The sequence below is a fragment of the Salmonella sp. SJTUF15581 genome, assembly GCF_043356775.1.
GTDB classification, from domain to species: Bacteria; Pseudomonadota; Gammaproteobacteria; order Enterobacterales; family Enterobacteriaceae; genus Salmonella; species Salmonella enterica.
Genome location: NZ_JBEUJY010000021.1, coordinates 22,108 through 45,538, shown reverse-complemented (window position 1 = coordinate 45,538; position 23,431 = coordinate 22,108). Strand labels below are relative to the sequence as shown.

The 23,431-nt window shown below is 53.8% G+C and carries 21 protein-coding genes and 1 pseudogene; 3 read left to right on the top strand and 19 right to left on the bottom strand.

The genetic code is table 11. The features are described from left to right. Positions 1–369: 369 nt before the first annotated feature. From bioD to bioB, 4 genes are read right to left on the bottom strand one after another with little or no spacing between them, the layout of a single operon-like run. Entirely contained in the window at positions 370–1,056 is a 687-nt protein-coding gene (gene bioD / locus ABVN36_RS23080) for a dethiobiotin synthase (RefSeq protein WP_023138893.1), read from the bottom strand. Next, complete coding sequence (bioC, locus tag ABVN36_RS23075) at positions 1,049–1,804, bottom strand: malonyl-ACP O-methyltransferase BioC (RefSeq protein ID WP_000079911.1); 756 nt, start codon at positions 1,802–1,804, stop codon at positions 1,049–1,051. The genes bioD and bioC overlap by 8 nt, the downstream gene beginning before the upstream one ends. Next, positions 1,788–2,945, bottom strand: coding sequence for an 8-amino-7-oxononanoate synthase (gene bioF / locus ABVN36_RS23070; RefSeq protein WP_023138894.1), 1,158 nt, complete (start codon positions 2,943–2,945; stop codon positions 1,788–1,790). The genes bioC and bioF overlap by 17 nt, the downstream gene beginning before the upstream one ends. Beyond that, positions 2,942–3,982 carry a biotin synthase BioB gene (bioB, locus tag ABVN36_RS23065; RefSeq protein ID WP_000090729.1) on the bottom strand — a complete coding sequence of 347 codons (1,041 nt, stop codon included), beginning with the start codon at positions 3,980–3,982 and terminating at the stop codon, positions 2,942–2,944. The genes bioF and bioB overlap by 4 nt, the downstream gene beginning before the upstream one ends. A gap of 86 nt (positions 3,983–4,068) precedes the next feature. On the opposite strand from bioB, the gene bioA reads away from it, so the two are divergent. Beyond that, a complete protein-coding gene (bioA, locus tag ABVN36_RS23060; RefSeq protein ID WP_023138895.1) occupies positions 4,069–5,358 on the top strand; it encodes an adenosylmethionine--8-amino-7-oxononanoate transaminase in 1,290 nt (429 codons plus the stop codon). 57 nt (positions 5,359–5,415) lie between these two features. Beyond that, positions 5,416–5,892 (top strand): kinase inhibitor, encoded by a 477-nt coding sequence (locus ABVN36_RS23055; protein WP_000767403.1) that lies wholly within the window; start codon positions 5,416–5,418, stop codon positions 5,890–5,892. An 84-nt stretch (positions 5,893–5,976) separates the two neighbouring features. On the opposite strand, the gene hutH is transcribed toward ABVN36_RS23055, so the two are convergent. The 5 genes from hutH to hutI form a co-directional block, all read right to left on the bottom strand. Further along, positions 5,977–7,497: a histidine ammonia-lyase gene (gene hutH, locus ABVN36_RS23050; RefSeq protein ID WP_001095227.1), complete on the bottom strand. Its 1,521-nt coding sequence runs from the start codon at positions 7,495–7,497 to the stop codon at positions 5,977–5,979. A gap of 1 nt (position 7,498) precedes the next feature. Further along, entirely contained in the window at positions 7,499–9,184 is a 1,686-nt protein-coding gene (gene hutU, locus ABVN36_RS23045) for a urocanate hydratase (protein WP_001115209.1), read from the bottom strand. A 196-nt stretch (positions 9,185–9,380) separates the two neighbouring features. Next, entirely contained in the window at positions 9,381–10,106 is a 726-nt protein-coding gene (locus ABVN36_RS23040) for a histidine utilization repressor (protein WP_000287413.1), read from the bottom strand. A 44-nt stretch (positions 10,107–10,150) separates the two neighbouring features. After that, positions 10,151–11,092 carry a formimidoylglutamase gene (gene hutG / locus ABVN36_RS23035; RefSeq protein ID WP_001616913.1) on the bottom strand — a complete coding sequence of 314 codons (942 nt, stop codon included), beginning with the start codon at positions 11,090–11,092 and terminating at the stop codon, positions 10,151–10,153. After that, the gene (gene hutI, locus ABVN36_RS23030; RefSeq protein WP_023138896.1) at positions 11,089–12,312 is read right to left on the bottom strand and encodes an imidazolonepropionase; all 1,224 of its coding nucleotides are present in this window, start codon (positions 12,310–12,312) and stop codon (positions 11,089–11,091) included. The genes hutG and hutI overlap by 4 nt, the downstream gene beginning before the upstream one ends. Positions 12,313–12,712: 400 nt before the next feature. On the opposite strand from hutI, the pseudogene ABVN36_RS23025 reads away from it, so the two are divergent. After that, positions 12,713–12,796: pseudogene (locus ABVN36_RS23025) on the top strand (hypothetical protein); the annotation flags it as partial. A 71-nt stretch (positions 12,797–12,867) separates the two neighbouring features. Here the strand turns inward: ABVN36_RS23025 and ABVN36_RS23020 are convergent. From ABVN36_RS23020 to ABVN36_RS22975, 10 genes are read right to left on the bottom strand one after another with little or no spacing between them, the layout of a single operon-like run. Next, positions 12,868–14,166, bottom strand: coding sequence for a phage tail protein (locus ABVN36_RS23020; protein ID WP_079917325.1), 1,299 nt, complete (start codon positions 14,164–14,166; stop codon positions 12,868–12,870). Positions 14,167–14,176: 10 nt separating this feature from the next. After that, a complete protein-coding gene (locus ABVN36_RS23015; RefSeq protein ID WP_079917326.1) occupies positions 14,177–15,136 on the bottom strand; it encodes a DUF6453 family protein in 960 nt (319 codons plus the stop codon). 8 nt (positions 15,137–15,144) lie between these two features. Beyond that, a complete protein-coding gene (locus ABVN36_RS23010) occupies positions 15,145–18,315 on the bottom strand; it encodes a host specificity protein J (RefSeq protein WP_079917324.1) in 3,171 nt (1,056 codons plus the stop codon). 9 nt (positions 18,316–18,324) lie between these two features. Further along, entirely contained in the window at positions 18,325–18,852 is a 528-nt protein-coding gene (locus ABVN36_RS23005) for a tail assembly protein (RefSeq protein WP_079917323.1), read from the bottom strand. Then, on the bottom strand, positions 18,795–19,514 hold the full coding sequence (locus ABVN36_RS23000) for a C40 family peptidase (RefSeq protein WP_079917322.1): 720 nt from the start codon (positions 19,512–19,514) through the stop codon (positions 18,795–18,797). Before ABVN36_RS23000 ends, ABVN36_RS23005 begins: the two co-directional genes overlap by 58 nt. After that, positions 19,514–20,218 carry a phage minor tail protein L gene (locus ABVN36_RS22995; protein ID WP_063266541.1) on the bottom strand — a complete coding sequence of 235 codons (705 nt, stop codon included), beginning with the start codon at positions 20,216–20,218 and terminating at the stop codon, positions 19,514–19,516. Before ABVN36_RS22995 ends, ABVN36_RS23000 begins: the two co-directional genes overlap by 1 nt. Before the next feature lie 42 nt (positions 20,219–20,260). Beyond that, entirely contained in the window at positions 20,261–20,548 is a 288-nt protein-coding gene (locus ABVN36_RS22990) for a hypothetical protein (protein ID WP_063266540.1), read from the bottom strand. Next, a complete protein-coding gene (locus ABVN36_RS22985) occupies positions 20,545–20,892 on the bottom strand; it encodes a phage tail protein (RefSeq protein WP_063266539.1) in 348 nt (115 codons plus the stop codon). Before ABVN36_RS22985 ends, ABVN36_RS22990 begins: the two co-directional genes overlap by 4 nt. Positions 20,893–20,947: 55 nt before the next feature. Next, the gene (locus ABVN36_RS22980; protein WP_000402155.1) at positions 20,948–21,163 is read right to left on the bottom strand and encodes a hypothetical protein; all 216 of its coding nucleotides are present in this window, start codon (positions 21,161–21,163) and stop codon (positions 20,948–20,950) included. 20 nt (positions 21,164–21,183) lie between these two features. Further along, complete coding sequence (locus ABVN36_RS22975) at positions 21,184–23,424, bottom strand: tape measure protein (protein WP_079917321.1); 2,241 nt, start codon at positions 23,422–23,424, stop codon at positions 21,184–21,186. Positions 23,425–23,431: the final 7 nt, after the last annotated feature.

The window sequence follows — 23,431 nt, the reverse complement described above, 5'->3', positions numbered from 1 at the left end:
TATATAACTTGCTGTCTGAAAAGGGATATTTTCTCAAGCCGTCTTTCGCGCCAATTTAGTCGCAGGCCGCGTCGCCTCTCGCTTACGTTGTGTTTTCTAACTCTAATACACAAGGTTATCCACAGGAATAGTGGATAACTGCTTCCAGCCCGTATCCCCTGCCGCCTGGCAAAATCAGCCCTTGACGTTTTCGCCGGGCGATAAAAAAAAATTATCGCTATTTTTGGCAGATTATTGGCTAACGAGAAGGGAAAAATTGAGGCGTAGACGCTCACATTTTGCACATTTTTAGCATGGCGACGTCAGGAGGGTCTGGCGAAAGAGCAGCAGGATCGTCTGATCCTGCAAGAAGGCGGTTTTTAAGCGCGGTCAGGCGCGTTCCAGGGGGCTAAGGTCCAGATACTGTCCTGTCGCCGCCTGCGATGGAGAAACGTCCAGCCACGGGATTTCCCCTAACAGCGGGGCCGGTATGACGCGGCGAAGCGTCGCGAGATATTCACCATGACGCGCGCCTGGCGGCTGTATGTCGTTGGCTATCCATCCGACAAGTGGTAATCCGGCCTGTTCTACCGCCAGCGCCGTCAGCATGGCGTGATTAATACAGCCCAGCTTGACGCCAACAACCAGAATCACCGGCAGCTGTTCCGTCTGTACCCAGTCGGCAAACGTCAGCGTGGCAGAGAGCGGTGTAAACCAGCCGCCCGCCCCTTCGGTCAACACCCAGTCTGCCTGCGACTCCAGCGTTCGCAATCCGCGTGATAATACCGCCGCGTCTATCGCCCGGCCTTCGTCGGCGCTAACGATGTGGGGAGAGGTAGGCTCGGCAAAAGTATAAGGATTGATAGCGGAATAAGGTTGCGGCAGGCTGCTGTTACGCTGCAAGGCCAGGGCATCGCTATTGCGTAGCCCGTCGGTTGTCATTTCGCTGCCGGAAGCGACGGGCTTATAGCCTACGGTTTGATAACCTAACTGCGTTGCGGCCTGCAATAAGGCGCAACTGGCGACCGTTTTACCGACTTCAGTATCAGTACCGGTCACAAAATAGCGTTTAGTCACGTTCAATCACTCCCATAAAAAGATGGTACGTCAGCGGATATTTCCCCTGCCGCTGCGGCCATGCCAACTGAATCTGTCTAAGCCGGGCGCGGGTTAATACATCCGACTCCCGCCCTTCATGAAGATGGGTGGCGCCAATGCCTTTAAGCGAGCGCATCGCGCTCAGGGCATCCTCAAACCACAATGTCATCGCCTGAGTATGACGAGACGCCCGCCAGCCGCGCAGCGCGTGGTCAATGGCCTCTTCCGGCAAAAAGCTATTCGCGTGAGCGCGATTATCGACGGCCTGCCATGCCTGACGCAGCTCCGGCAACGACCCCTGGCACAAGGTGGTAAACGCCACCACGCCGCCGGGCCGTACAACCCGATACAACTCGCTCAACGCATCACGTAAATCGCCACACCACTGGACCGCCAGGTTGCTCCAGGCCAGGTCAAAAACTTCGGCGTCATGGGGAATCGCTTCGATATCCGCCAGCAAATAGTGATGCGCCGCCTGACGATCGCGCGCCTGTTGCAGCATCGGCAGAGAAAGATCCAGGGCGGTTACTTCGCTCCCCCGCTCTCGCCAGTAACGACTCATACGTCCGGGGCCGCAGCCTGCGTCCAACACACTGGCAAACTGGCGGCCTGTCAACAGCGTCAGCAGCGCATCCGCGCTGTGTTGCTGCAAAGAGGCATGCTGTTCATATTGCGATGCGGCCCGGCCAAACGCCGCCGCAATAGCCTGCTTATTCACCTGCGCCATGCAGCACCTCCAGCAGACGGTCGATATCACACGCTTCATGCGCCTGCGTTAACGTTAAGCGCAGGCGCGCCGTACCGACAGGCACCGTCGGCGGACGAATCGCCGTCGCCCAGCATCCTTGTTGACGCAGCGCCTCCGCCAGGCCCAATGCACGGCTGTTATCGCCCACGATTAACGGCTGGATGGCGCTATGGGCATTCAGTAGCGTAAATCGGGACGCGTTAACGCCGGCCCGAAAGCGCTGAACCAGAGCGGCGAGTTTTTCGCGCCGTTCACGACCTTCATCGCTACGGATCACCGCCAGCGAGGCGCTTAACGCCTGCGCCTGGGCGGGCGGCATACTGGTGCTGTAAACCAGATGACGGGCAAATTGCAGCAGATAATCCGCGACGCTTTCCGAGCAGAGCACCGCTGCGCCGCTGACGCCAAACCCCTTACCGAAAGTCACCACCAGCAACTCAGGCTTCACCCCCCGTTGCCAGCAGGTGCCCCGCCCCTCATCGCCAGTCACGCCGATGCCGTGCGCATCATCAACCAACAGCCAGGCATGATGCCTGCGGGCAATGTGCTGGATTTCCGCCAGCGGCGCGCTGTCGCCGTCCATGCTGTATACACCTTCTGTCACCACCAGTTGCTGACCCACGCAGGGCGATTGCAGTAAACGCGACAGATGCTGCGTATCGTTATGGATAAAGCGGCGAAGCTGCGCCGGACTCAGATTGGCGGCCTCCAGCAGGGAAGCATGACTCAACCTGTCGGCCACAATCCGGTCATTTTTTTTCATTAAGGCGGTAATGACCGCCTGATTCGCCGCAAAGCCAGAGATAAACAGCAGCGCGCGTGGATATCCTAACCATTGCGCCAGTTCCTCCTCTAACGCCTGGTGCGCCACGGAATAACCGCTGATATGACCCGACCCGCCGCTGCCGACGCCAAAACGCATCGCTGCCTGTTGCCAGGCGCGAATAATCTGCGGGTGTTGACTTAAGCCGAGGTAATCATTGCTGGAGAAGTTAAGATACTGTCGCCCGTTCGCTACCAGCCAGCGTCCGGCACCCTGCGATACCACATAGCGGCGGCGCAACGTATCCGTCGCCCGACGCGCCGTCAGCGCATCGTCGACGCGTTGTTGCCAACTCATAAGGCTGCCGCGTTGTAATAATCATCGGTGTCAGGCGTCATCAGCGTCTGCTCCAGACGTTGCTGCTGCTCGTTATCGCCCGCCAGCACCCTGGTCTGCTGCGGATTCAGCCCCAGCTTACGGAATAACTGCAGATCCTTGTCCTCTGCCGGATTTGGCGTAGTTAACAATTTGCAGCCATAGAAAATCGAGTTCGCCCCGGCCATAAAGCACATCGCCTGGGTCTGCTCGTTCATCTGTTCACGCCCTGCGGAAAGACGCACGTATGAGGTCGGCATCATGATGCGCGCCACGGCGATAGTACGAATAAAATCAAACGCATCCACGTCATCGTTATCCGCAAGCGGCGTGCCTTTTACCTTCACCAGCATGTTGATTGGCACGCTTTCCGGCGGTGTCGGCAGGTTCGCCAACTGCAACAACAGTCCGGCGCGATCGGTAACCGTTTCGCCCAGACCCACAATGCCGCCGGAGCACACTTTAATCCCTGCTTCACGGACTTTTTCCAGCGTGTCGAGGCGCTCCTGATAGGTACGGGTAGTGATGATATTGCCGTAAAACTCCGGCGAGGTATCGAGGTTGTGGTTGTAGTAATCCAGCCCGGCGTTAGCCAGACGCTGCGCCTGGCTTTCGTTCAACATGCCGAGCGTCATACAGGTTTCCAGCCCCATCGCTTTGACGCCCTGTACAATCTTCTCCAGATAAGGCATATCGCGTTCATGCGGATTCCTCCAGGCCGCCCCCATACAGAAGCGGGTCGAACCAGCGTTTTTCGCTTTACGGGCGGAGTCCAGTACCTGCTCTACTTCCATTAAACGCTCGGCTTCCAGCCCGGTTTTATAGCGCGAGCTCTGCGGGCAGTATTTACAATCCTCCGGGCAGGCGCCGGTTTTGATCGACAGCAGCGTACTAACCTGTACCTGCTGCGGATCGAAATGCTGGCGATGAATTTGCTGCGCTTCAAACAGCAATTCCAGCAGTGGTTTTTCAAATAATTCGGTTACTTGCGACAGTGTCCAGCGTGGGTGGCGAGCCATCGGGCTTCTCCAAAATATGTTGTTTGTTTTTGATATGGTGTAGACTCGTAAACCTAAATCTTTTTAATTTGGTTTACAAGTCGATTATGACAACGGACGATCTGGCCTTCGATAAACGCCATATTTGGCATCCTTACACTTCCATGACCTCGCCGCTGCCGGTATATCCCGTTGAGCGGGCCGAAGGCTGCGAGCTGGTTCTCGCCTCGGGCGAACGCCTGATTGAGGGGATGTCCTCCTGGTGGGCGGCCATTCATGGTTATAACCACCCGCAATTGAACGCGGCGATGAAAGCGCAAATTGACGCCATGTCGCATGTCATGTTCGGCGGCATAACCCATCAACCTGCGGTGAATCTGTGCCGTAAGCTGGTCGCGATAACGCCTGAACCGCTGGAGTGTGTCTTTCTGGCCGACTCCGGTTCGGTGTCGGTGGAAGTGGCCATGAAGATGGCGCTGCAATACTGGCAGGCGCGGGGCGAATCGCGTCAGCGTTTTCTGACGTTTCGCCACGCTTATCATGGCGACACGTTCGGCGCGATGTCGGTGTGCGATCCGGATAACTCCATGCACAGCCTGTGGAAAGGCTATCTGCCGGAGAATCTGTTCGCGCCGGCGCCGCAAAGCCGGATGGATGGCGAATGGGATGAAAGCGACATCGCGCCATTTGCTCGCCTGATGGCCGCGCATCGCCATGAAATAGCCGCCGTGATTCTGGAACCTATCGTTCAGGGCGCGGGCGGGATGCGCATATATCATCCACAATGGCTCAGGCGTATTCGTAACATGTGCGATCGCGAAGGCATTCTGCTGATTGCCGATGAAATAGCCACCGGGTTTGGCCGTACCGGCAAACTGTTCGCCTGCGAGCACGCCGGGATCGCGCCGGATATTCTGTGTCTCGGCAAAGCCTTAACCGGCGGCACCATGACCCTCTCGGCAACGCTCACGACACGCCAGGTTGCAGAGACTATTAGCAACGGCGAGGCGGGGTGTTTTATGCATGGCCCGACGTTTATGGGGAATCCGCTGGCCTGCGCCGTCGCTTGCGCCAGCCTGACGCTGCTGGAAAGCGGCGAATGGCGTCAGCAGGTGGCGTCTATCGAGTCTCAGTTACGCGCTGAGTTAGCCCCCGCGCAAAGTTCGCCCTGGGTGGCGGATGTGCGGGTGTTGGGCGCGATTGGGGTGGTTGAAACCACGCATCCGGTCAATATGGCGGCGCTTCAACGCTTCTTCGTCGGGCAAGGCGTCTGGATCAGGCCGTTCGGCAAGCTAATCTACCTGATGCCGCCCTACATTATTCGTCCGGATCAACTGCGCCGTTTGACCCAGGCGGTCAATGACGCGGTACACAATGAAACATTTTTTAGCCATTAATCAGCGGTAAGCGATGCTGCTTCTGGCTACACTTCTGGTGAGTCAAAAGGAGAGCGCATGAAACTTATCAGCAACGATTTGCGCGATGGAGATAAACTTCCTCATCGCCACGTTTTTAACGGTATGGGCTATGATGGCGATAATATTTCGCCGCATCTGGCCTGGGACGACGTGCCGATGGGCACCAAAAGTTTTGTCGTGACCTGTTACGATCCCGACGCGCCGACCGGCTCCGGCTGGTGGCACTGGGTGGTGGTGAACCTCCCGGCGGATACGCGCGTACTGACCCAGGGGTTCGGCTCAGGCCTGGTGGCCGTACCAGACGGCGTCATTCAGACGCGTACCGATTTCGGTAAAGCGGGCTACGGCGGCGCGGCGCCGCCTAAAGGGGAAACGCACCGCTATATCTTTACGGTTCACGCGCTGGACGTCGAGCGTCTTGATGTTGATGAAGACGCCAGCGGCGCGATGGTCGGCTTTAACGTGCATTTCCATTCGCTCGCCAGCGCCTCGATCACGGCGATGTTCAGTTAAACGCTGTGCCGGATGGCGGCGTAAACGTCTTACCCTGCCAACGGGTTGGGTAAGCCGAATAAACGCCACGCCATCCGGCAGCATTCACATAAAGTCCGGCACCAGACGCTGTAACGCGCCTTGCGCCAGCAGCGCCGTCGCACACTCAATATCGGGCGCGAAAAAACGATCCTGCGTATAGTGCGCCACCTGCTCGCGCAGTGTCTGCCGCGCCTGTTCCAGTAACGGGCTGGAGGTTAACCCTTCCCGTAAATCTATCCCCTGACAGGCAGCCAGCCACTCCACGGCAATGATGCCGCGGGTATTCGCCGCCATTTCCCAGAGTCGCCGTCCTGCCGCCGGGGCCATTGAGACATGATCTTCCTGATTCGCCGAGGTCGGCAGGCTATCCACGCTGTGCGGGTGCGCCAGCGCTTTATTCTCGCTGGCGAGCGCCGCGGCGGTGACCTGGGCAATCATAAAACCGGAATTAACGCCGCCATTTTTTACCAGGAACGGCGGTAACTGCGACATATGTTTATCCATCATCAGCGCGATGCGCCGCTCCGATAGCGCGCCGATTTCCGCTATCGCCAGCGCCAGATTATCCGCCGCCATGGCAACCGGTTCAGCATGGAAGTTACCGCCGGAGATCACCTCCCCCGCATCGGCAAAGACCAGCGGATTATCGGATACCGCGTTGGCCTCAGCCAGCAGTACCTCTTTCGTCTGACGTAACTGGGTCAGACAAGCGCCCATTACCTGTGGCTGGCAGCGAAGGGAATACGGGTCCTGAACTTTATGACAGTGGTGATGTGATTCAGCAATGGCGCTGGTATCGGTCAGCAGATGCCGGAACAACCGCGCGACGTCAATTTGCCCCTGTTGTCCGCGCGCGGCATGAATGCGCGCATCAAAAGGACGGCGCGATCCCAGTACGGCTTCGGTGGTCAGCGCGCCGCAGACGACGGCGGAGGCAAATAACTCCTGTGCCTCAAACAAACCGCGCAGCGCGAAGGCCGTTGACGCCTGGGTGCCGTTAAGCAGCGCCAGCCCCTCTTTGGCCGCCAGCGCGACAGGCTCCAGTCCGGCCTTTTTTAGCGCCGTCTGCGCCGGAAGCCATTCGCCCTGCCAGCGCGCTTTTCCTTCGCCAAGCAGCGTCAGCGACAGATGCGCCAGCGGCGCTAAGTCGCCCGACGCGCCAACCGAGCCTTTTGCCGGAATCAGCGGATACACGCCGGCATTCACCAGAGCGATGAGCGCCTCTATCACGCTCAACCGAATCCCGGAAAACCCGCGCGCCAGGCTATTGATTTTCAATACCATGATCAGACGCACCATCGCGTCATCCAGTGGGTCGCCTACGCCCGCGGCGTGAGACAGCACCAACGATCGCTGTAGATTTTGCAAGTCTTCATCAGCGATGCGCGTCTGCGCCAGCAGGCCGAAACCGGTGTTGATGCCGTAGGCGGTACGCCCTTCGGCAACGATATCATTGACGCACGCGACACTGGCGTTAATACCGTCAATGGCGCTGGCGTCCAGCCGAAGCTGTACCGGATGACGCCAGATATCGTACAGTTGAGAGAGACTTAACTGCCCCGGAGTGAGTGTCATGGTGTTCATATCAGCCTTTCCCCTGCGTCGCCGCAACCATCGGTAAATTCAGACCTTGCTCAACAGCGCATTCCACCGCGAGATCATATCCGGCATCGGCATGGCGCATGACGCCCGTCGCCGGATCGTTGTGTAACACGCGGCGAATACGCGCGGCGGCCTCGTCAGTGCCATCACAGACAATCACCATACCGGCGTGTTGCGAAAACCCCATTCCCACCCCGCCGCCATGATGGAGCGATACCCATGTCGCCCCGCTGGCGGTATTCAGCAACGCATTTAACAGCGGCCAGTCGGAAACCGCGTCGGAACCGTCGCGCATCGCTTCGGTTTCACGGTTAGGGCTGGCGACAGAGCCGGAATCCAGGTGATCGCGGCCAATCACAATGGGCGCGGATACCTCGCCGCAACGCACCATTTCGTTGAACGCCAGCCCCAGTTTTTGCCGCCACTCCAGGCCTACCCAGCAGATACGCGCCGGTAACCCCTGAAAATGAATGCGCTCGCGCGCCATATCCAGCCAGTGATGCAGATGTTTATCCTCAGCCACTATCTCTTTGACTTTGGCATCGGTTTTATAGATATCCTGCGGATCGCCGGACAGCGCCACCCAGCGAAACGGCCCGATGCCACGGCAGAACAGCGGACGAATATAGGCTGGCACAAATCCCGGAAAATCAAAGGCGTTTTCCACCCCCATCTCTTTCGCCATCTGACGAATATTGTTGCCATAGTCAAAGGTCGGCACGCCCATTTTACTGAACGCCAGCATCGCCCGAACATGCGCCGCCATGGAACGTTTCGCTGCCTGCATCGTCCCGTGGGGATCGGATTGCGCGTTTTTCTGATACTCCTCCCAGCGCCAGCCGGAGGGTAAATAGCCATGTAGCGGATCGTGGGCGCTGGTCTGATCGGTCACCAGGTCCGGGCGCACGCCGCGATTAACCAGTTCCGGCAGGATATCCGCCGCGTTCGCGCACAGGGCGACGGACACGGCTTTCCCCTCGCGGGTGTAGCGCGTAATGCGGGCCAGCGCGTCATCCAGCGTGGCGGCCTGCTCATCCACGTAACGAGTACGCAGACGAAAATCGATACGGCTTTGCTGGCATTCAATCGTCAGCGAACACGCTCCGGCCAGCGTCGCGGCTAGCGGTTGCGCGCCGCCCATGCCGCCCAGTCCGGCGGTCAGCACCCAGCGTCCCGCCAGCGTGCCGTTATAGTGCTGACGCCCCGCCTCGACAAAGGTTTCGTATGTTCCCTGCACGATTCCCTGGCTGCCGATATAGATCCAGCTTCCGGCCGTCATTTGACCGTACATCGCCAGCCCTTTCGCATCCAGTTCGTTAAAGTGTTCCCATGTCGCCCAGTGGGGAACCAGGTTGGAGTTGGCGATTAATACCCGCGGCGCGTTGTCGTGCGTTTTAAATACGCCGACCGGTTTGCCAGACTGAATAAGCAACGTTTCGTCCGCCTCCAGCCGGGTGAGCGCATCAACAATAGCGTCATAGCATTCCCAGTTGCGCGCGGCGCGACCAATCCCGCCGTAGACCACCAGCTCATGCGGATTTTCCGCCACGTCAGGATCGAGATTATTCATTAACATCCGCAGCGGGGCTTCTGTCAGCCAGCTTTTCGCCGTTAATACCGTGCCTCGGGGCGCGCGGATAGTCTGCTGACGATACTTGCTTTCAGGCATAGCAATGACTCCTCATTATTATCGGTCTGCTATCGCCAAATAACGCTAAAACGCCACTATCAGGCACCGCCGCAGACCCACAGATAAGAATCAGACATATACTTGTCTATACAAGTAAGCACAAGAATAGAGTTAACAAAAATGATACAATTTTGTTATATTGTGTCAGCAATCACGTTTTCCGGCAGCAGTCCGCTCAGGAGATAAATCGTCCCTGTAGCCGGTAGCGCGACCCGGGGAAAAGTAAGCGGGCGTGAGAAACAATCCGCGACGCGGACCAGGTTGTACGACGAATGAGCAGACAAGGCTCATGCTCTTTGATAGTTAACCACGCGCACTCTTGCGCCGTGGCGCGCACCGCCTCCACAATATGTTCCCCTTCCGTTAGCGGCGCGATCCGCGACAAATAAGCGTGCGGCGTGGTCTGACGGTAATCCTGCGTCAGGTAATCCACGGCAATATCCGCATTCACGCAGCGATCTTCAATTTGTACCGGCAGATCGTTTTCATAATGCACCATGATGGAATGGAAAATGACATCGCTCTCATTGACGTTGAGAGCGCTGGCCTGGATGGCGTTTGCCCGCACACGCTCCAGCGTGAGCACCTCACAACGATGCTGATGACGGCGGGCGGCAATCTCCTCGGCGATACTGCGGACTTCAAACAGCGCGGACTGGCCTTTTGGTTCTGCAACAAACGTCCCCACACCCTGTAAACGCACCAGCCACCCTTCATCCGTCAACTCACGCAGCGCCCGGTTGATGGTCATTCGGCTAAAACCATACTGAGCGACCAGTTCAGCTTCCGACGGAATGCGATCGTGCGGCTGCCAGACGCCGCCGGCTATTTTTTTACAGATGTCCTGTTTCACCGTTTCGTAAAAAGGCGCAGGCGCAGAACGGGAGCGGGATGAATACATGCGTGAAGCCTTCCTTATGCGGAGAGTGTTTTCCGGATGACAGATTAACGCCACCAGTGCGCGATTTGCCAGCCAAGCCGCGCCGCCACGCGCGCCGCTGCGCCATCTTCATCAAAGCGTGGATTAAATTCAACCAGATCCGCCGCCTGTAATTTTCCGCTACGGCAAACCGGCTCAATTAAACGCAGAACCTGTATCAGCGGCACGCCCAGCGCTGCGGGAGCGGAGACGGCCGGCATTTCCCAGACAGGCAATACGTCGAGATCGATAGTCAGATAAATTTTATCCACCTTGTCGATAAACTGCGTCATCTGCGCCAGCGCGTCATGGCAGTCCAGATCCTCCACCACGGTAACATTCCGCCACTGCGCTTCCCGCCACAACGCCTGCGTATTCGCCGCACGGCTCACGCCGAAACAGGCATAATGAAACGCGCGGCTCTGCGCGTCGCATAGCTGCGCCAGTTGACGAAACGGCGTCCCGGATGTTGCCCGGTCGGTCTGACGGAGATCCAGATGCGCATCAAGATTAATGATCCCTACGCTTTCCTGCGCAAACGCGTCCAGCACCCCCGCGCCGTGTCCAAATGCGGTTTCATGCCCGCCGCCCAGCACCAGCGTGCGCATCCCGGCCCGCAGGCAGCGGCTTACCGCATCGCGCAAGGCCTGCTGCGCGCCTTCCAGATCGGGCGTCGGCGCAACCCAATTGCCTAAATCCACCAGCCGTTCATGTCCCTGGTGGCTAGCCATATTCGCCAGCGCTTTACGCAACGCGTCCGGGCCGCCTGCCGCGCCGGGACGCCCTGCATTGCGTTTTACCCCCTCGTCGCAGGCAAATCCCATTAACGCGATCTTTTGCTGCCAGTTTTCGGGGGAAAAGGTCTCGCTGCGCGTGACGGTCTGAAACAGACGCCGCGCATCCGGCGCTTCTATACTGTCATCGCGCCCCTGCCAGAGCGCCGGAGAAGCCGGATACCATTGCGTCATGAGATTTGTCCTCTGTATACCCGCTGATATAAAGGGTTACGCCCCGGCTCATACACAATCTCTACCGGCTGTTCAGCATCCCACACCACAAAATCCGCCCGGTAGCCGGCCCTGAGCTGCCCATGCGTCGCCTGTCTTCCCAGCGCGCGAGCGGCATGGCGCGTAACGCCCGCCCATGCCTCTTCCGGCGTCAGACCAAACTGTACGCAGGCCATATTCATCGCCAGATGCAAACTGCAAAACGGGCTGGTGCCGGGATTGAAATCGCTGGCGACGGCGACAGGCACCTGATAGCGGCGCAGCAGTTCCACCGGCGGGCGCTGCGTCTCGCGCAGAAAATAAAACGCGCCGGGCAATAATACGCCGACAGTACCGCCGTCACGCATCGCCGCGACGCCCGCTTCATCAAGATATTCGATATGATCCGCCGATAAGCCCTGATAACGGCTCACCAACTGCGCGCCGCCCAACAGCGAAAGCTGCTCAACATGGCCTTTAACGGGAATACCTAACGCCTTCGCCGTCTGCAATACACGCTCACTCTGCGCCACATTAAAACCGACGCTCTCGCAAAAGAGGTCTACCGCATCAAATAACCCTTTTTGCCAGAGCTGCGGAATCATCGTCTCGCAGACCAGAGTGATGTAGCCGTCCGGGTCGTCACGATACTCCGCTGGCGTAGCATGAGCGGCAAGTAGCGTGGGGCTAATATCGATAGCGTTTTCGGCAGCAAGTTTTGCAGCGACGCGCAACAGCTTTTCTTCTGTCGCCAGCTCCAGACCATAGCCGGATTTAATCTCCAGCAGCGTAACGCCTTCGCCGGCAAGGCGCATCATGCGTTCGCGCGCCAGCAGGTAGAGCGTCTCCTCCGCACAGGCGCGGGTTGCTGATACCGTCGCGTTAATGCCGCCGCCCTGAGCGCTAATATGCTGGTATGACGCGCCGTTAAGCCGCTGCTCCCACTCTGCGGCGCGGTTACCGGCAAACACCAGATGCGTGTGGCAATCGATAAGTCCCGGGGTTACCAGTCGTCCCTGCATATCATGGATATTGTCCCCACTGACAGGAAGCTGCGTCTCTGGCACGATATCGCAAATATGCCCTTCGCGTACAATCAGCGCCTGGTTATCTACCAGCCCGTACGGGGCTTGCCGCTGCGGGTCCATTGTCGCCAGCCTGATGTTTCGCCAGACAGTATCGCCCGGTAAAAGTTGCCGCATTCCTGTCGCTCTCTTGCCTGTCATGAGTTGTATAGACATTTATTTTCTTTCTGCTCCGGATTGTCAACTCAAAGCGCGAAAGTTGTTGCTTAATTGTGATAAAACTATCTGATGCTACAGGTGTTTCCAGCCTGAAAAGGAACTTTTTACCTTTTCGCCTTCCCGTTTCGTTCAACTTAGTATAAAAAAGATGAATATAGGACTTTAATATTTAATATAATCAATGAGATACAATAAATTTTGGTTGATTAATATGCAACAAAACACAGTAAAATATGGCGTTTCCAGTCACTAACAATCAATAACTTACACTACATTAGTGACCTGAAACAGAGCATTAGCGCAAGGTGATTTTTTGTCTTCTTGCGCTAATTTTTTGTCAACGCATTGGGTTAGCTGAATTTACAACCATGCTCAATACCTAGATAAGCGCAGAGAAATGATGCAATTTTGGGCGGACTGGCTTGATGAGAAGGTGACGTAATACCACCAAAGCAAATTATGAAGCAGGGAACTTTCTGTACAGCGTCGACAGCCCCACATCATAAATAATCGCTACACATTATTACCATCTGTCCGCCATTCTTTCATCCTGGCTTCCTCCATAGCGATACGAGTAGCCTCTTGTTTCTTATTCCAGATGCTGTTTTCCGGCATTTCCACACGTACAGACACAAAAGAATCTGCAGGAATGTCGACTGGTTCACCATCAGCAACAGTTTCAGTAAACATGCCGCTAATATCAGTATTACCTATTCTGTTCTGAGCAAACGGAGGTGCTGAGGGATGAACCCGGTGATACGTTCTGACCAGTACCGAACCGTCAGCATTGACCTCATAATCGATCCAGATGCGAGCAAGTTTATTTCGGTCTACGGGGATCTCAAATCCACCGTCAATCCCTCCCCATGCTGCATCTGCATTAAGGCCAGTGCACCCCTCGATAAGGTACTCGCCAGTCTGTATCCTGGTTACGACCACACCTTCTGATTCATCATTCGTTTCATAACCTCCATCAGAGAAAATTCTGACAACCGGCGATGCCTGTTTAATAAATCCATTACCATCAACGACAGTGTTGCTATTATCCCATAGCAACCTCACTACCATACGGCCCACAGACTCAGTACCTGATGCCACCGCAATTTTCCCCACAGGGCTATACGGCAACGATAATGATGCCCAGGTATCCCCGGTCCCAACCCATATGGTCGGGCTGTATTGCGCAATACTTTGATCACCGTCGCCAAGAAAACCATTATTTCGATATGTCCTGAGTCCGCTACCTGACATTGCGACCTGAACTGCACCAAAGTCATTGACTTCAAATGCATAGGCACCATCTTTGGCACCAATACCAAAAGACCCAACCGTCATTATGTCACCGGAATTTAACCCAGTGTTTTTCGAAGCAGCAGAACCGAGATCACTGGCGTTGGCCTTTTTATTTAGTTCTGTCGTAATGCCATTCCACGCAGGGCCGTTCCACGCAGAACCATCAGGTAACTTGACTGTTATGTTGCCGGTTCCACTAAAAATGCTTTGCCAGTTCTGCTTATCGTAATTCAGTCCTCGCAATGCCTCAGCGCTTTGAGCCACCAAAGCAGCCGTGACCATGTTCAAAGCAACACGAGGCACGGCAGACCACGCAGCGCCGGATTGTGTCGGGCCTGTGTAAACACTAACCAGCGTCAGTGATGTATTGTTATTTACTGCTTTAACCGGAAGTGTATAAGGGATGCCGCCGACAGTTACGACAATAAAATCGCCAGCAGCAAGTTCTGCTGTAAACGCTGTGCCGCTGCCAGTAACAGCATCTGTGTTATTGGTAAGAGTTAAGGTTCCTGCTGACATGAATATTTCCTCAATACATATCCGGAAGGACAAGAATTGGCATATTGATATTTTGATTAAATGTCATATCAAATCTGTTGTCATTGTAATTACCAACAACCTGATTATACGCTGACCGGATGCTTCCACCTGACATTACCACGCCCTTTTTCCTTATATTAAAATATCCATCCACTCGTCTTGACTGCGCACCTGTAAATACTATCTGGCAATATTTATCACCTATGTATTGATTATTGTCTGTTACCGTTAGCTGCTGGTCATATACAAATGGGCGCTTCACTGTTGAAAATGTCACCTGCCCAGCCGAATTAGTCATGGTAATGCCATCACCGGCTACAGGCGCGGTATTATTGAAAATTACCAGTTCCATTGTTACAGATGCGGAAACATCATCCCGTCCTGAGTAATTGATGTCTCTTACAATAATATTTGCTCCGTCAAATCCTACAGACACATTATTGTTATCCCACTTCCCGAATGGTATTCCTGATACGGGAAGCGCCATCGAGCCGTTGACTGTCACCGTGCCAACATAAGCACATGTCATTAATCTTTCCTGATTCGAAATTGCAGTGAAATCAGTAGAGTTGGAAACGAGAAGTCCTTCGTTGTAAGTAGCAGCAGGGAGAATTTCAAATACAGTTCCTGCCCAGTTTGGTATTCGCTGGTAGTTTCCCCTGTTTGTACCGTTAACAGTCACACCGTTGTCTCCGTTTCTTGTAACGGATGTCATATATATCGGTAAAACTATCCATGTCTGATTGTCTGCGAACTCCTGAACGTCAACCGGACGTGTCGGTAAAACAAAAACTGTGGAGCCTGACGTTAATGGAGTATTAACCTGAAACTGGTTTGCCCCCGTACCGTAACCAGCAAAACTTGTGCAGAATGACGGGGCACGGAGCCCCGCTGTAATCGCCATCGCAGGACGGCCATCGTTATAATCTATCAGTATTCCTTCCGGCATATTTTGTCCTACCATCGCCCAACGACAACGCGCCCGCCACCCGGTAGATTTACCGTGACGCCATTGCCATTTATAACAACCGTGTTGTTTTCACCGTTAAAGGCAAACTGGCCACTGTCAGCGTAAAATTTGCCATGCAATTCAGCATTTCCATTTTTATCAATGCGCCATCCAGTTGAACCCGCAACGAAGTTATTCGACTGGATGTAATTACCAATTTTGGCATTGCTAATGCTGCCATCCTGAATTAACGCATCTCGGATAAATACCTGTCCGTTATAGACGAAAAACGCAGCGGTATAGTTTCCAGGATCACTTCCGGAATAAATGCCGAACTGATCTGCGGCAAAAACCACTGTTGATTTGTATGAGCTACCGTCAGGCTCAATGGACATGCCGAAACCGGTATTGTATTTCACACCGTTCCTGACAATCCCCATATTGAGTGTGTAAGATGCTTTAGCTGTGCCATCACTGTTGACCTCAGCGGTCATTTTCTGATTTACGGCTGAGGTTAACTCTCCTTCAGGGCCTATTTGTGCCTGTACGTAAGTGGAAAGATCGGCGAGCCCCTGCTCGGCAGTAGCGACTGTTGTTTTCACAACAAGGATGTCGGCGCGAACCTCCCCATATTGCTGATACTGGTGCTCAACGGTTCCGTGGTTCGCCAGCGCGTTCGACATGATACCGTCCAGATTGGTGTTGACACCCTGCTGAACATTTTTAAACGCATCTGATTCGCGGATCTGCTCATCAATGAGCTCTATCATTCCAGGAATGTCTGATGACGCCTGACCTGATGCCTCAACGAACTCCGATACCCCGAAAGCATTTTTGGTGCGGACATAAACGTAATACGTCTTATCAGCCTGTAGACCATGAAGCGTCCACTGGTTAGAGCGCCCAAGGAACTGAGTCTGGTCTTCAATATCGTCAGGATTGACAATCTGGTTCTGCCCGGAGTACCAGAACTCAAACGATGTGTCTGTCGTTGCCGTAATGGGCATGACGGGGACCAGGTCAGCAGAGAACAAGCCAGGCGTCCAGATAACACTGGATGGTGCAGGTGGCGCACCGATGACCATGCTAATTTGCGTCTCAGCGCCTTTCATTCCGTTTTCATTGCGGCCGCGAACGCCAAGCGTGTATCCACCGGCGTTCAGACCAAAGAACTCGTAGCGGAACTGATCTGTTTCGTACTGAGCGACCACTTTGCCGTCGTCGGTATATACGTATAACTCAAACACCAGTTTTTTAGTGGTAGTTGCTGTCTCCCATGTAGCAGTGACCTGGACAGTCTCAGAGTCGGTGTTGATGATGCGCAGGTTCTCCACATTCGGGACTCGGTAACCGTTCAACGTATCGTTGGGAATTTCAAACACGGCACCTTCATCAACAATGGCCTGTTTGTTCGGGTCATGTTGTGATGCAGTGATGCTGTAGACCGAGTTGTTATCGGTCTCTGCAATGCTAAGGATGCGGAATAGTCTGGTAGAAACGTTACTGGTAGAGATAGCGAATACAGTCCCGTCACGAACCCATGCAGGTGTGGTTTTCAGCGTCACGATGTTGTCGGCAATGCTGGCAATCACGTACTTAACGAATTTCCCGTCACTACCCATGATCGACATGGTGTCGCCTTCTGATATCAGAGACGAATCAACAGCATCAACGGTAATCTTATTGCCCGCGTGCGACATGATGCGCCCACCAAGACGCGCTCCAGCATAGTTGTTGTCCATGACTTCAACGATATCACCCGGCGTAAAGTGGATAGCATCGCGCGCCATCTGGAAAGACAGTCTGCTGCTTTCCCGTTTCGCCGTTTCAAGAAGCCATTTCCCAGCGCGCCATGCCTGACCGCGAGACGTGCAACCGAATGCTTCAATTGTTGTTTCGTTGTAGTTTCCGCGAGCGATCATCTCATCGTCGGAAACGTATTCTTTTACCTGCTCCCAACCGTTATCCGGATCAGTCCATGACACAACAACGGCATTGTATTTCTCTGAACGCTTCACGGAGCTACGCTTGAACTCGCCATCAACCACGTTAGCATTCGTGATTGTCGCAATCGGGTCCTGTGGCGCATCCAGCATGACAGACAGTCGCATCCCGTCCCACAGTGCTATACCGCGAAACATGCTCGCTATCTTGTCGAGAATGTCACGCGCACTCACCTGCTCGGTAATATAGGCATTCAGCGTCATCCTTGGTTCCTGCCCGCCATAGCCATCGTTCACAAGCTGATCGCAATATTGTGAGAGGACGTACAACGCACCGTCATCTACATCGATATAACCGGCACGTTTCGCCAGGCCAAAACGCGTATTCTTGGCCAGTTCACGGAACAGCCACGCCGGGTTGTTAGTCCACGCTTTTTTGAATCCGCCAGTCCACAACCCCGAGTAAGTTCTGGCAATCGGATCATAGTTGTCAGGAACGTCCACAATCAGTCCGCGAAGATGGTAGGTGCGGCTTGGAGTGTCAGTGTACTGGTCGCGGTCGATAACAGCGCCAGCGATGGCTGAAAATGGGTAGCTCAGATTGTCGTCGGTGATTTCACTGTAGCTATTCCAGATAGTGCCGTTGGACAGTAAATCGCTGCTGCTGTCAGGCGTAATGCGGCGTACACGAATATCAAACGGCTTAATATCTGGAGCGTCGATCAGATGAGCCTCGAGATATTGGCCTGATATTTTACCGGTGATAGTAACTGTCTTTTCAATGACCCATCCTGAAGCACCTGTTCTACTCTCAAGCACCATGGTGACGGAAGTGTTGTTCTGGTTTCCTTTAGTGTCCTGCTCAACCAGACCGGTAACGCCTACGTTGAACCGCACCCGGGTTACGTCCTGGTCGGTTATGGTACGAACAAGAGGGGTGTCATGGGTTACATCTGTGTTTACGATGGTGGTTGCTTCAATAGCAGAAAAGCCATTAATTGGCTGCTGAGTTTCCGATCCGGGGCGCCACGCTACGCTAATTCCATTCACATTAACGTTTCCGCTTGCATCCGTGATTGGTGTCTTGTTAAGCATAAACGATGACATGTGTTCCTGATCGACAGGCCCTGCAATCGGACCTTCCGATATCAGATCGAGAACCCGGTAAAACTGTTTTGATTTGAGGTTATCGTCGAGGAGTTTTGGGGTTGATGCTTTACCACCACCTGAAGACATATAGCCACCTTAGCCTATTGATTCTGTCCAGTCGGAATTATTAGAAGTGTCGATCCCGAGACTGATTACGTTACTCCCAACAGCCATTTCTCCGAGAAGGATTGGTACCGCCCGGCCCTGCCCCACCCGGTTCTCAGCACTGGTAAATGAGTTGTTTGTGAGCGTATTAGTCTCTGCGGCTTCTGCAGAGGTTTTGGTTTTCATGTTTCGTGACATGTAGACCGAGTAAGCTACCGAAGCCACGCTGACGGCCACCGCAATCCATGCGGCCGCAGCAGCAGAAATTGCCCCCTCCACTACCGGCACGAACAGAACCACTGAGCCATCTTTAAGGTGGCGGTCCAGATGCCATTGCATCGCAGATTCCTCAACATCCTCGCCCGCCACCCGCACCCGCAGCTTTGTATTGAGAAAGGCTTTTTTGAATTCAAAATCCTGCGCCAGCAGAAGGCGCAACCCCTGCGCTGGCGTATCAACATTCAGGGATATCTGGCGGTAAAATCGGCGTAAATTGCCTGCAAATTTAAAGATGACCACTGTTCGTGTCTCCAGATTGAATGCATCTGCTTAACGTATGCCGGGCGCATTGGTTCTCTCCGGCTCAGGTGTCCGGCGTGGTCGTGATGAAGTACCATGTTGTCTTCGAGGAGAATCATTGCGTGGCAAGGGTCAGCGCCGGGGAATGGCTGTCTGATAATGACGTCACCTGGTTGCGCCTCTCCCGGCGATACCTGGCGGAATCCATTGAGCGGCATGTTGCTCAGATAGAGGTTTTCACCGCGCAACCACCATCCGTTAGTGCGCTCAAAATCAGGCAGGTCAATGCCGCACAGGTGGTATGCGTCCCTGAAAAGGGTGTAGCAGTCCATGACGCCATGTTCGAACCTGCGCCCCAGCAGGAATGGAACGGGCCTGAATTTCATAATTCTTCCAGCGCACGCCAGCCACCACGGAAGCCCTGTAACCTCTTGCATCTGGCGATCGGAGCCAGACAGGAACGGTACGTTTTGCGGGTGCGAGTGAAAGACCGCCGTCACCTCTCCTGCTTCCTCGGCTGCCAGCCAGTCATCATCACTGATGCGGAAATGCTTGCCCGGTTCGGGGTGCGCGTTCCGACAACGGAACAGCCGATCGCCATCAAGGATTAAGCCGCACACTTCATCCTGCGACGATGCCGCATAATCGAGTAATTCTTGCATCAGGAAACCTTCTGAGAGCCGGGGAAGCTGCTGATTGGCATTGGTTCCGGTCGCGGATAACGGAAGCGGCAGCCGCTCCGCCGGTGAGAGCACTTGTCTTTCGCCGGGTCAGTGGTTGGATTGTCTCGCTCATCTGCAACGGGCGGCCCGTCATACCCACACCCGACGCCGCGATACTGCCACTGGCACACGTCGGCGAGAATAGTTCGAGCCGGAATAATGGCGTTATCGCAGTCAATTGGCGTCGCCAGCGTATAGGTGACCTGCTCGAACGTCTCTTCAGTCATCTCCTCGACAACATAGCGAGATACGGCTTCCTGTGTCGGATCTGCATCAGGATTGCCGTTCGGAAAATTCACTGCGTCCAGATATTTCACCGGAACCTGACGCCGGGTAATAACCACGCCCAGCATGTCGTCAAAGTCATGGTTAATCCCGGTCAGCAGGCCGGTAACGTTCGCCACCGCCATTGATGGGCGGGCATATGTGCCTTCGTTCTTTGACTCGAAACCTTCAACAGCTATCGGGTAAGCCTGATACTGGTTTCCCTTCCAGATCACATTTCCGTAATAACCATTGGTACCGGAATGGAAGCGGATAAGATCCCCGCCATATGGCTGCAGGTCTGCTTCGAAAAGGTCGATGAAAGCGCCGACTCCGGCATCGACGCTATCAATAATCATACTGGCTGGTATGTCGCGCACGGCAAACTCCCATAAAAAAAGCCACCTAATGGTGGCTTATCGTTAATCCCATTCTTCGTGTGATGCAGCATCATCCAGCGCATGAGCTATCACTTTCTTTTGCCAGTCAGTGAATGATGGCCATGCGTCTTTGAGCTGTGGCGTAATGTAACTTCGCCAGTTATGAGGCCCCGAAACCGCTTTAAAGTCTGGAGCATCCCAGTCTTCCGCCTCGAATCGGCAACACATTTCAACATCATCAATTTCACGTTGCTTCTTTTCTTTTTCACCTAGCACAGGTTGCTTTGCGAAAGGCCTGCAAATCACAGCTCCATGCAGCAATTTAATCATCTTGGCACCTGTTCAAACGTGGCCGTCAGCTCAAACAGCGGCCCGGTTTTTGTCATATTCCAGGAGCGGCAGACAAACAATGCCTGCACTCCCGTATCGGATGGAGTCCAGTAGAATGACTCTACCGCCATTCGAGCCTTGAGAAATTCCTCAGCATCCTTTGCCGGGTTGCTGCGGCAAGCGCCGCTGACTCCGCGAAAGGTGAGCGAATATTTATCCATTAACGGATTGATACCCTTCACCTGTCGCTGCTCGTAGCCATCACCGAGCTTAACAACGGCTACGTTTGGGGTACGTTCTACCTGATAAGCTCGCTGCGGTGTCCATGTGAATGTTTCTGGCATGGATTACTCCCAATAAAAAACCCGCCGGAGCGGGTTTACGATGCTGGACGACTGTTTAAAAGCCAGCCACAAGCGCTTTCAATTTATTTTTCGCCAATTCCTGAGCCTTTTCCTCTACATCAGAAATTGATAGTTGCTTTTCTAAAGGCAGCTTTACGTAAACAACAATTTCACCACTATTATTCTCGTAATCAATAAAGGTAACAGTAGCGTTAATTCCCGTAGCTACCTCGTTGTCTGCTGCCGTGATATTCGTTACTTCAATCTCCACGTTACGCCTCCAGGGTTATTTTATTTCCTACGCGGTTGTATCATACCATTTGGGCGGTTGGCTTGGTCATTGATCTGAAACAGAGCAACCTGCTTCATCGATTTAACAATCCATGCCTTTGTCGCATCGTCTATGCCGCCAGTGGTGTTGATTTCGAAAGTGATGTGCTGCACCACCCCACCGCCACCTCCGGCCTTATCAGCAGGAATGATCTTCCCTGACTGGTTCGGGATGAATGCCTGCTGCCCACCTGCTGTCTGGAAGATTTCAGAGCGTCCATCTTCGTTGATGCGGTAGGCGTTGCCAGCTGATACTGTGCCGCCGTAACGGCGAGCGCCAGCAATAGAAAGCGCCTGCCCTGCCGCCATGGAAGAACTATAGGCAGCCAAACCGATAGCAGATGCTTTGCCCTGGGTCGCAATAGATGCTGCCATAGCCGCAGGAGCCCAAGCTGTTGCAAGAGCGCCAGCCTCAGCAATCTGTGCGGCAGTTGCAGCAGATGACATGGCCTTACCTATAATCAGGCTTTTAACATACTGAACTCCCATATCCACAATGGCGCTTACAACGCTGTTGAGTATTGTCGAACCAATATTTGCGAATGACTCCTGCAGGCTTTGAGTGCCGTTAATAAGACCGGTTATGGCATTGGTCGCCCCGCCCTGAAGCGAATCTACAGCCGCGCCAAGCATGCTATTAATCTCGCTTTGCTGCTGCCATTCCTCCCACATTGCGGCCATGCGTTTCTGATGATACTGATCTTCAATTCCTGCGCGGACGGCTTCTGCTTCTGCAATTTTTTGTGGGTAAAGCTGCGCATACTCGTCAAGCTGCGCCATTTGCTGTGCGTAGGTGTTATCTACTGCGGCAACTGGTGATACCTGCCCCTGTAGCCCGGTAAAGTTTTGACCCGCCTGTGTGCGCTTCCTTTCCTCTTCTGCCGCCGCTTTGGTTGCCTGCTGTATTTTCCATATGGATTCCGCTTGCTGTTCAGCTTTGGCAATCTGCTCTCCTGATGCTTTATTTCCAAGAGCAACTACAGCGTCGTATTTCGCTAATTCGAGAGAGCCATCGGCGTAACCAGTGTTCAGGCGATCGAGTGCGGCTTGCTGTCTGGCGAGAGACTCTGTTGCTTCATCAGCCTGTTTCTTAGTGGACTTCCCACCACCTCCTTTTCCTCCCTTATTGTTATCGGTCTGAGGTATCTCCACATGCGCTGTTTTTTCAGCCTGCCCATAAAGCCCTTTTAAATCCCCGGTAAGATTGGCAATTTTCTCGCTTAATACATCGACTTGTTTTGGAGTTTCATCTCCTATAAGCCCGTCAGCTAAAAGTTTTCCAATATATCCAGGATTAAGTTTTGAAATAGCACCAGCGAGAGACCATAGTTTATCTGCAGTTGATGTTGACGAGTCTCCGAGTAACTCGATGTATTTTGCCAATCCATCAATGACAGTAACTGCTGCACTTGATGCTCCAGTTGCGTCATTTATTGAGGAGACAAGTTTTGCAAATGATGTTTCGAGAGAGCCGGTAGCTTGTGATAATGAACGTGGAAGCTTATTAAATTCCTCGTTAACAACTGTCGTTCTGTCCTGTATAGCATTAAGAGCATCTTGCGCTGTCAACTTTCCATTGAGCATTCGCTGACGCAACTCACCCATGCTAATACCCATGCCAGCAGCAATCTGTCTTGCTAACTCAGGCATCTGTTCGAGGATTGAGTTAAATTCTTCTGCTCTGACAGTGCCTGACGCAATTGACTGCCCAAACTGGCGAAGAGCATTCGACATTTCTTCTGTCGAGTTTCCGCCTATGCGACCAATTTTTTGCAGCGTATCGGTAAGATTTAATACCTGAGCATTCGATGCGCCAGCTTCTTTAAGAGACGATGTCAATGTTTCCCACAGTTTGGTTGTATCCGACAGACTGGCGCCTGTTTTTGACGATATTTGCGTCAACGACTGAAACGTTTCTTTTGCTGTGGAGGCATCCGTTGAAAGCCTTGCTATCCTTGCCTGGAGTTGTGTCATGTTGTCCGCAAGCTCAAGGAACTTCTTCCCCCACTCAACAATTAACGCAACAGAAATGGCGGCAGACAGCTTGCTTATTGTCGTAGACAGCTTTGACGCAGAATTATCAGCCTTCTTAAACCCAGTATCCATGTTATTGGTTACAGATGTAACCTTCTTATCTGCGCGCAGCAGCTGAGCAGTATCAGCCTTAATTACATATTCAATATCACCTACGTTCACGGCCATTTCATTT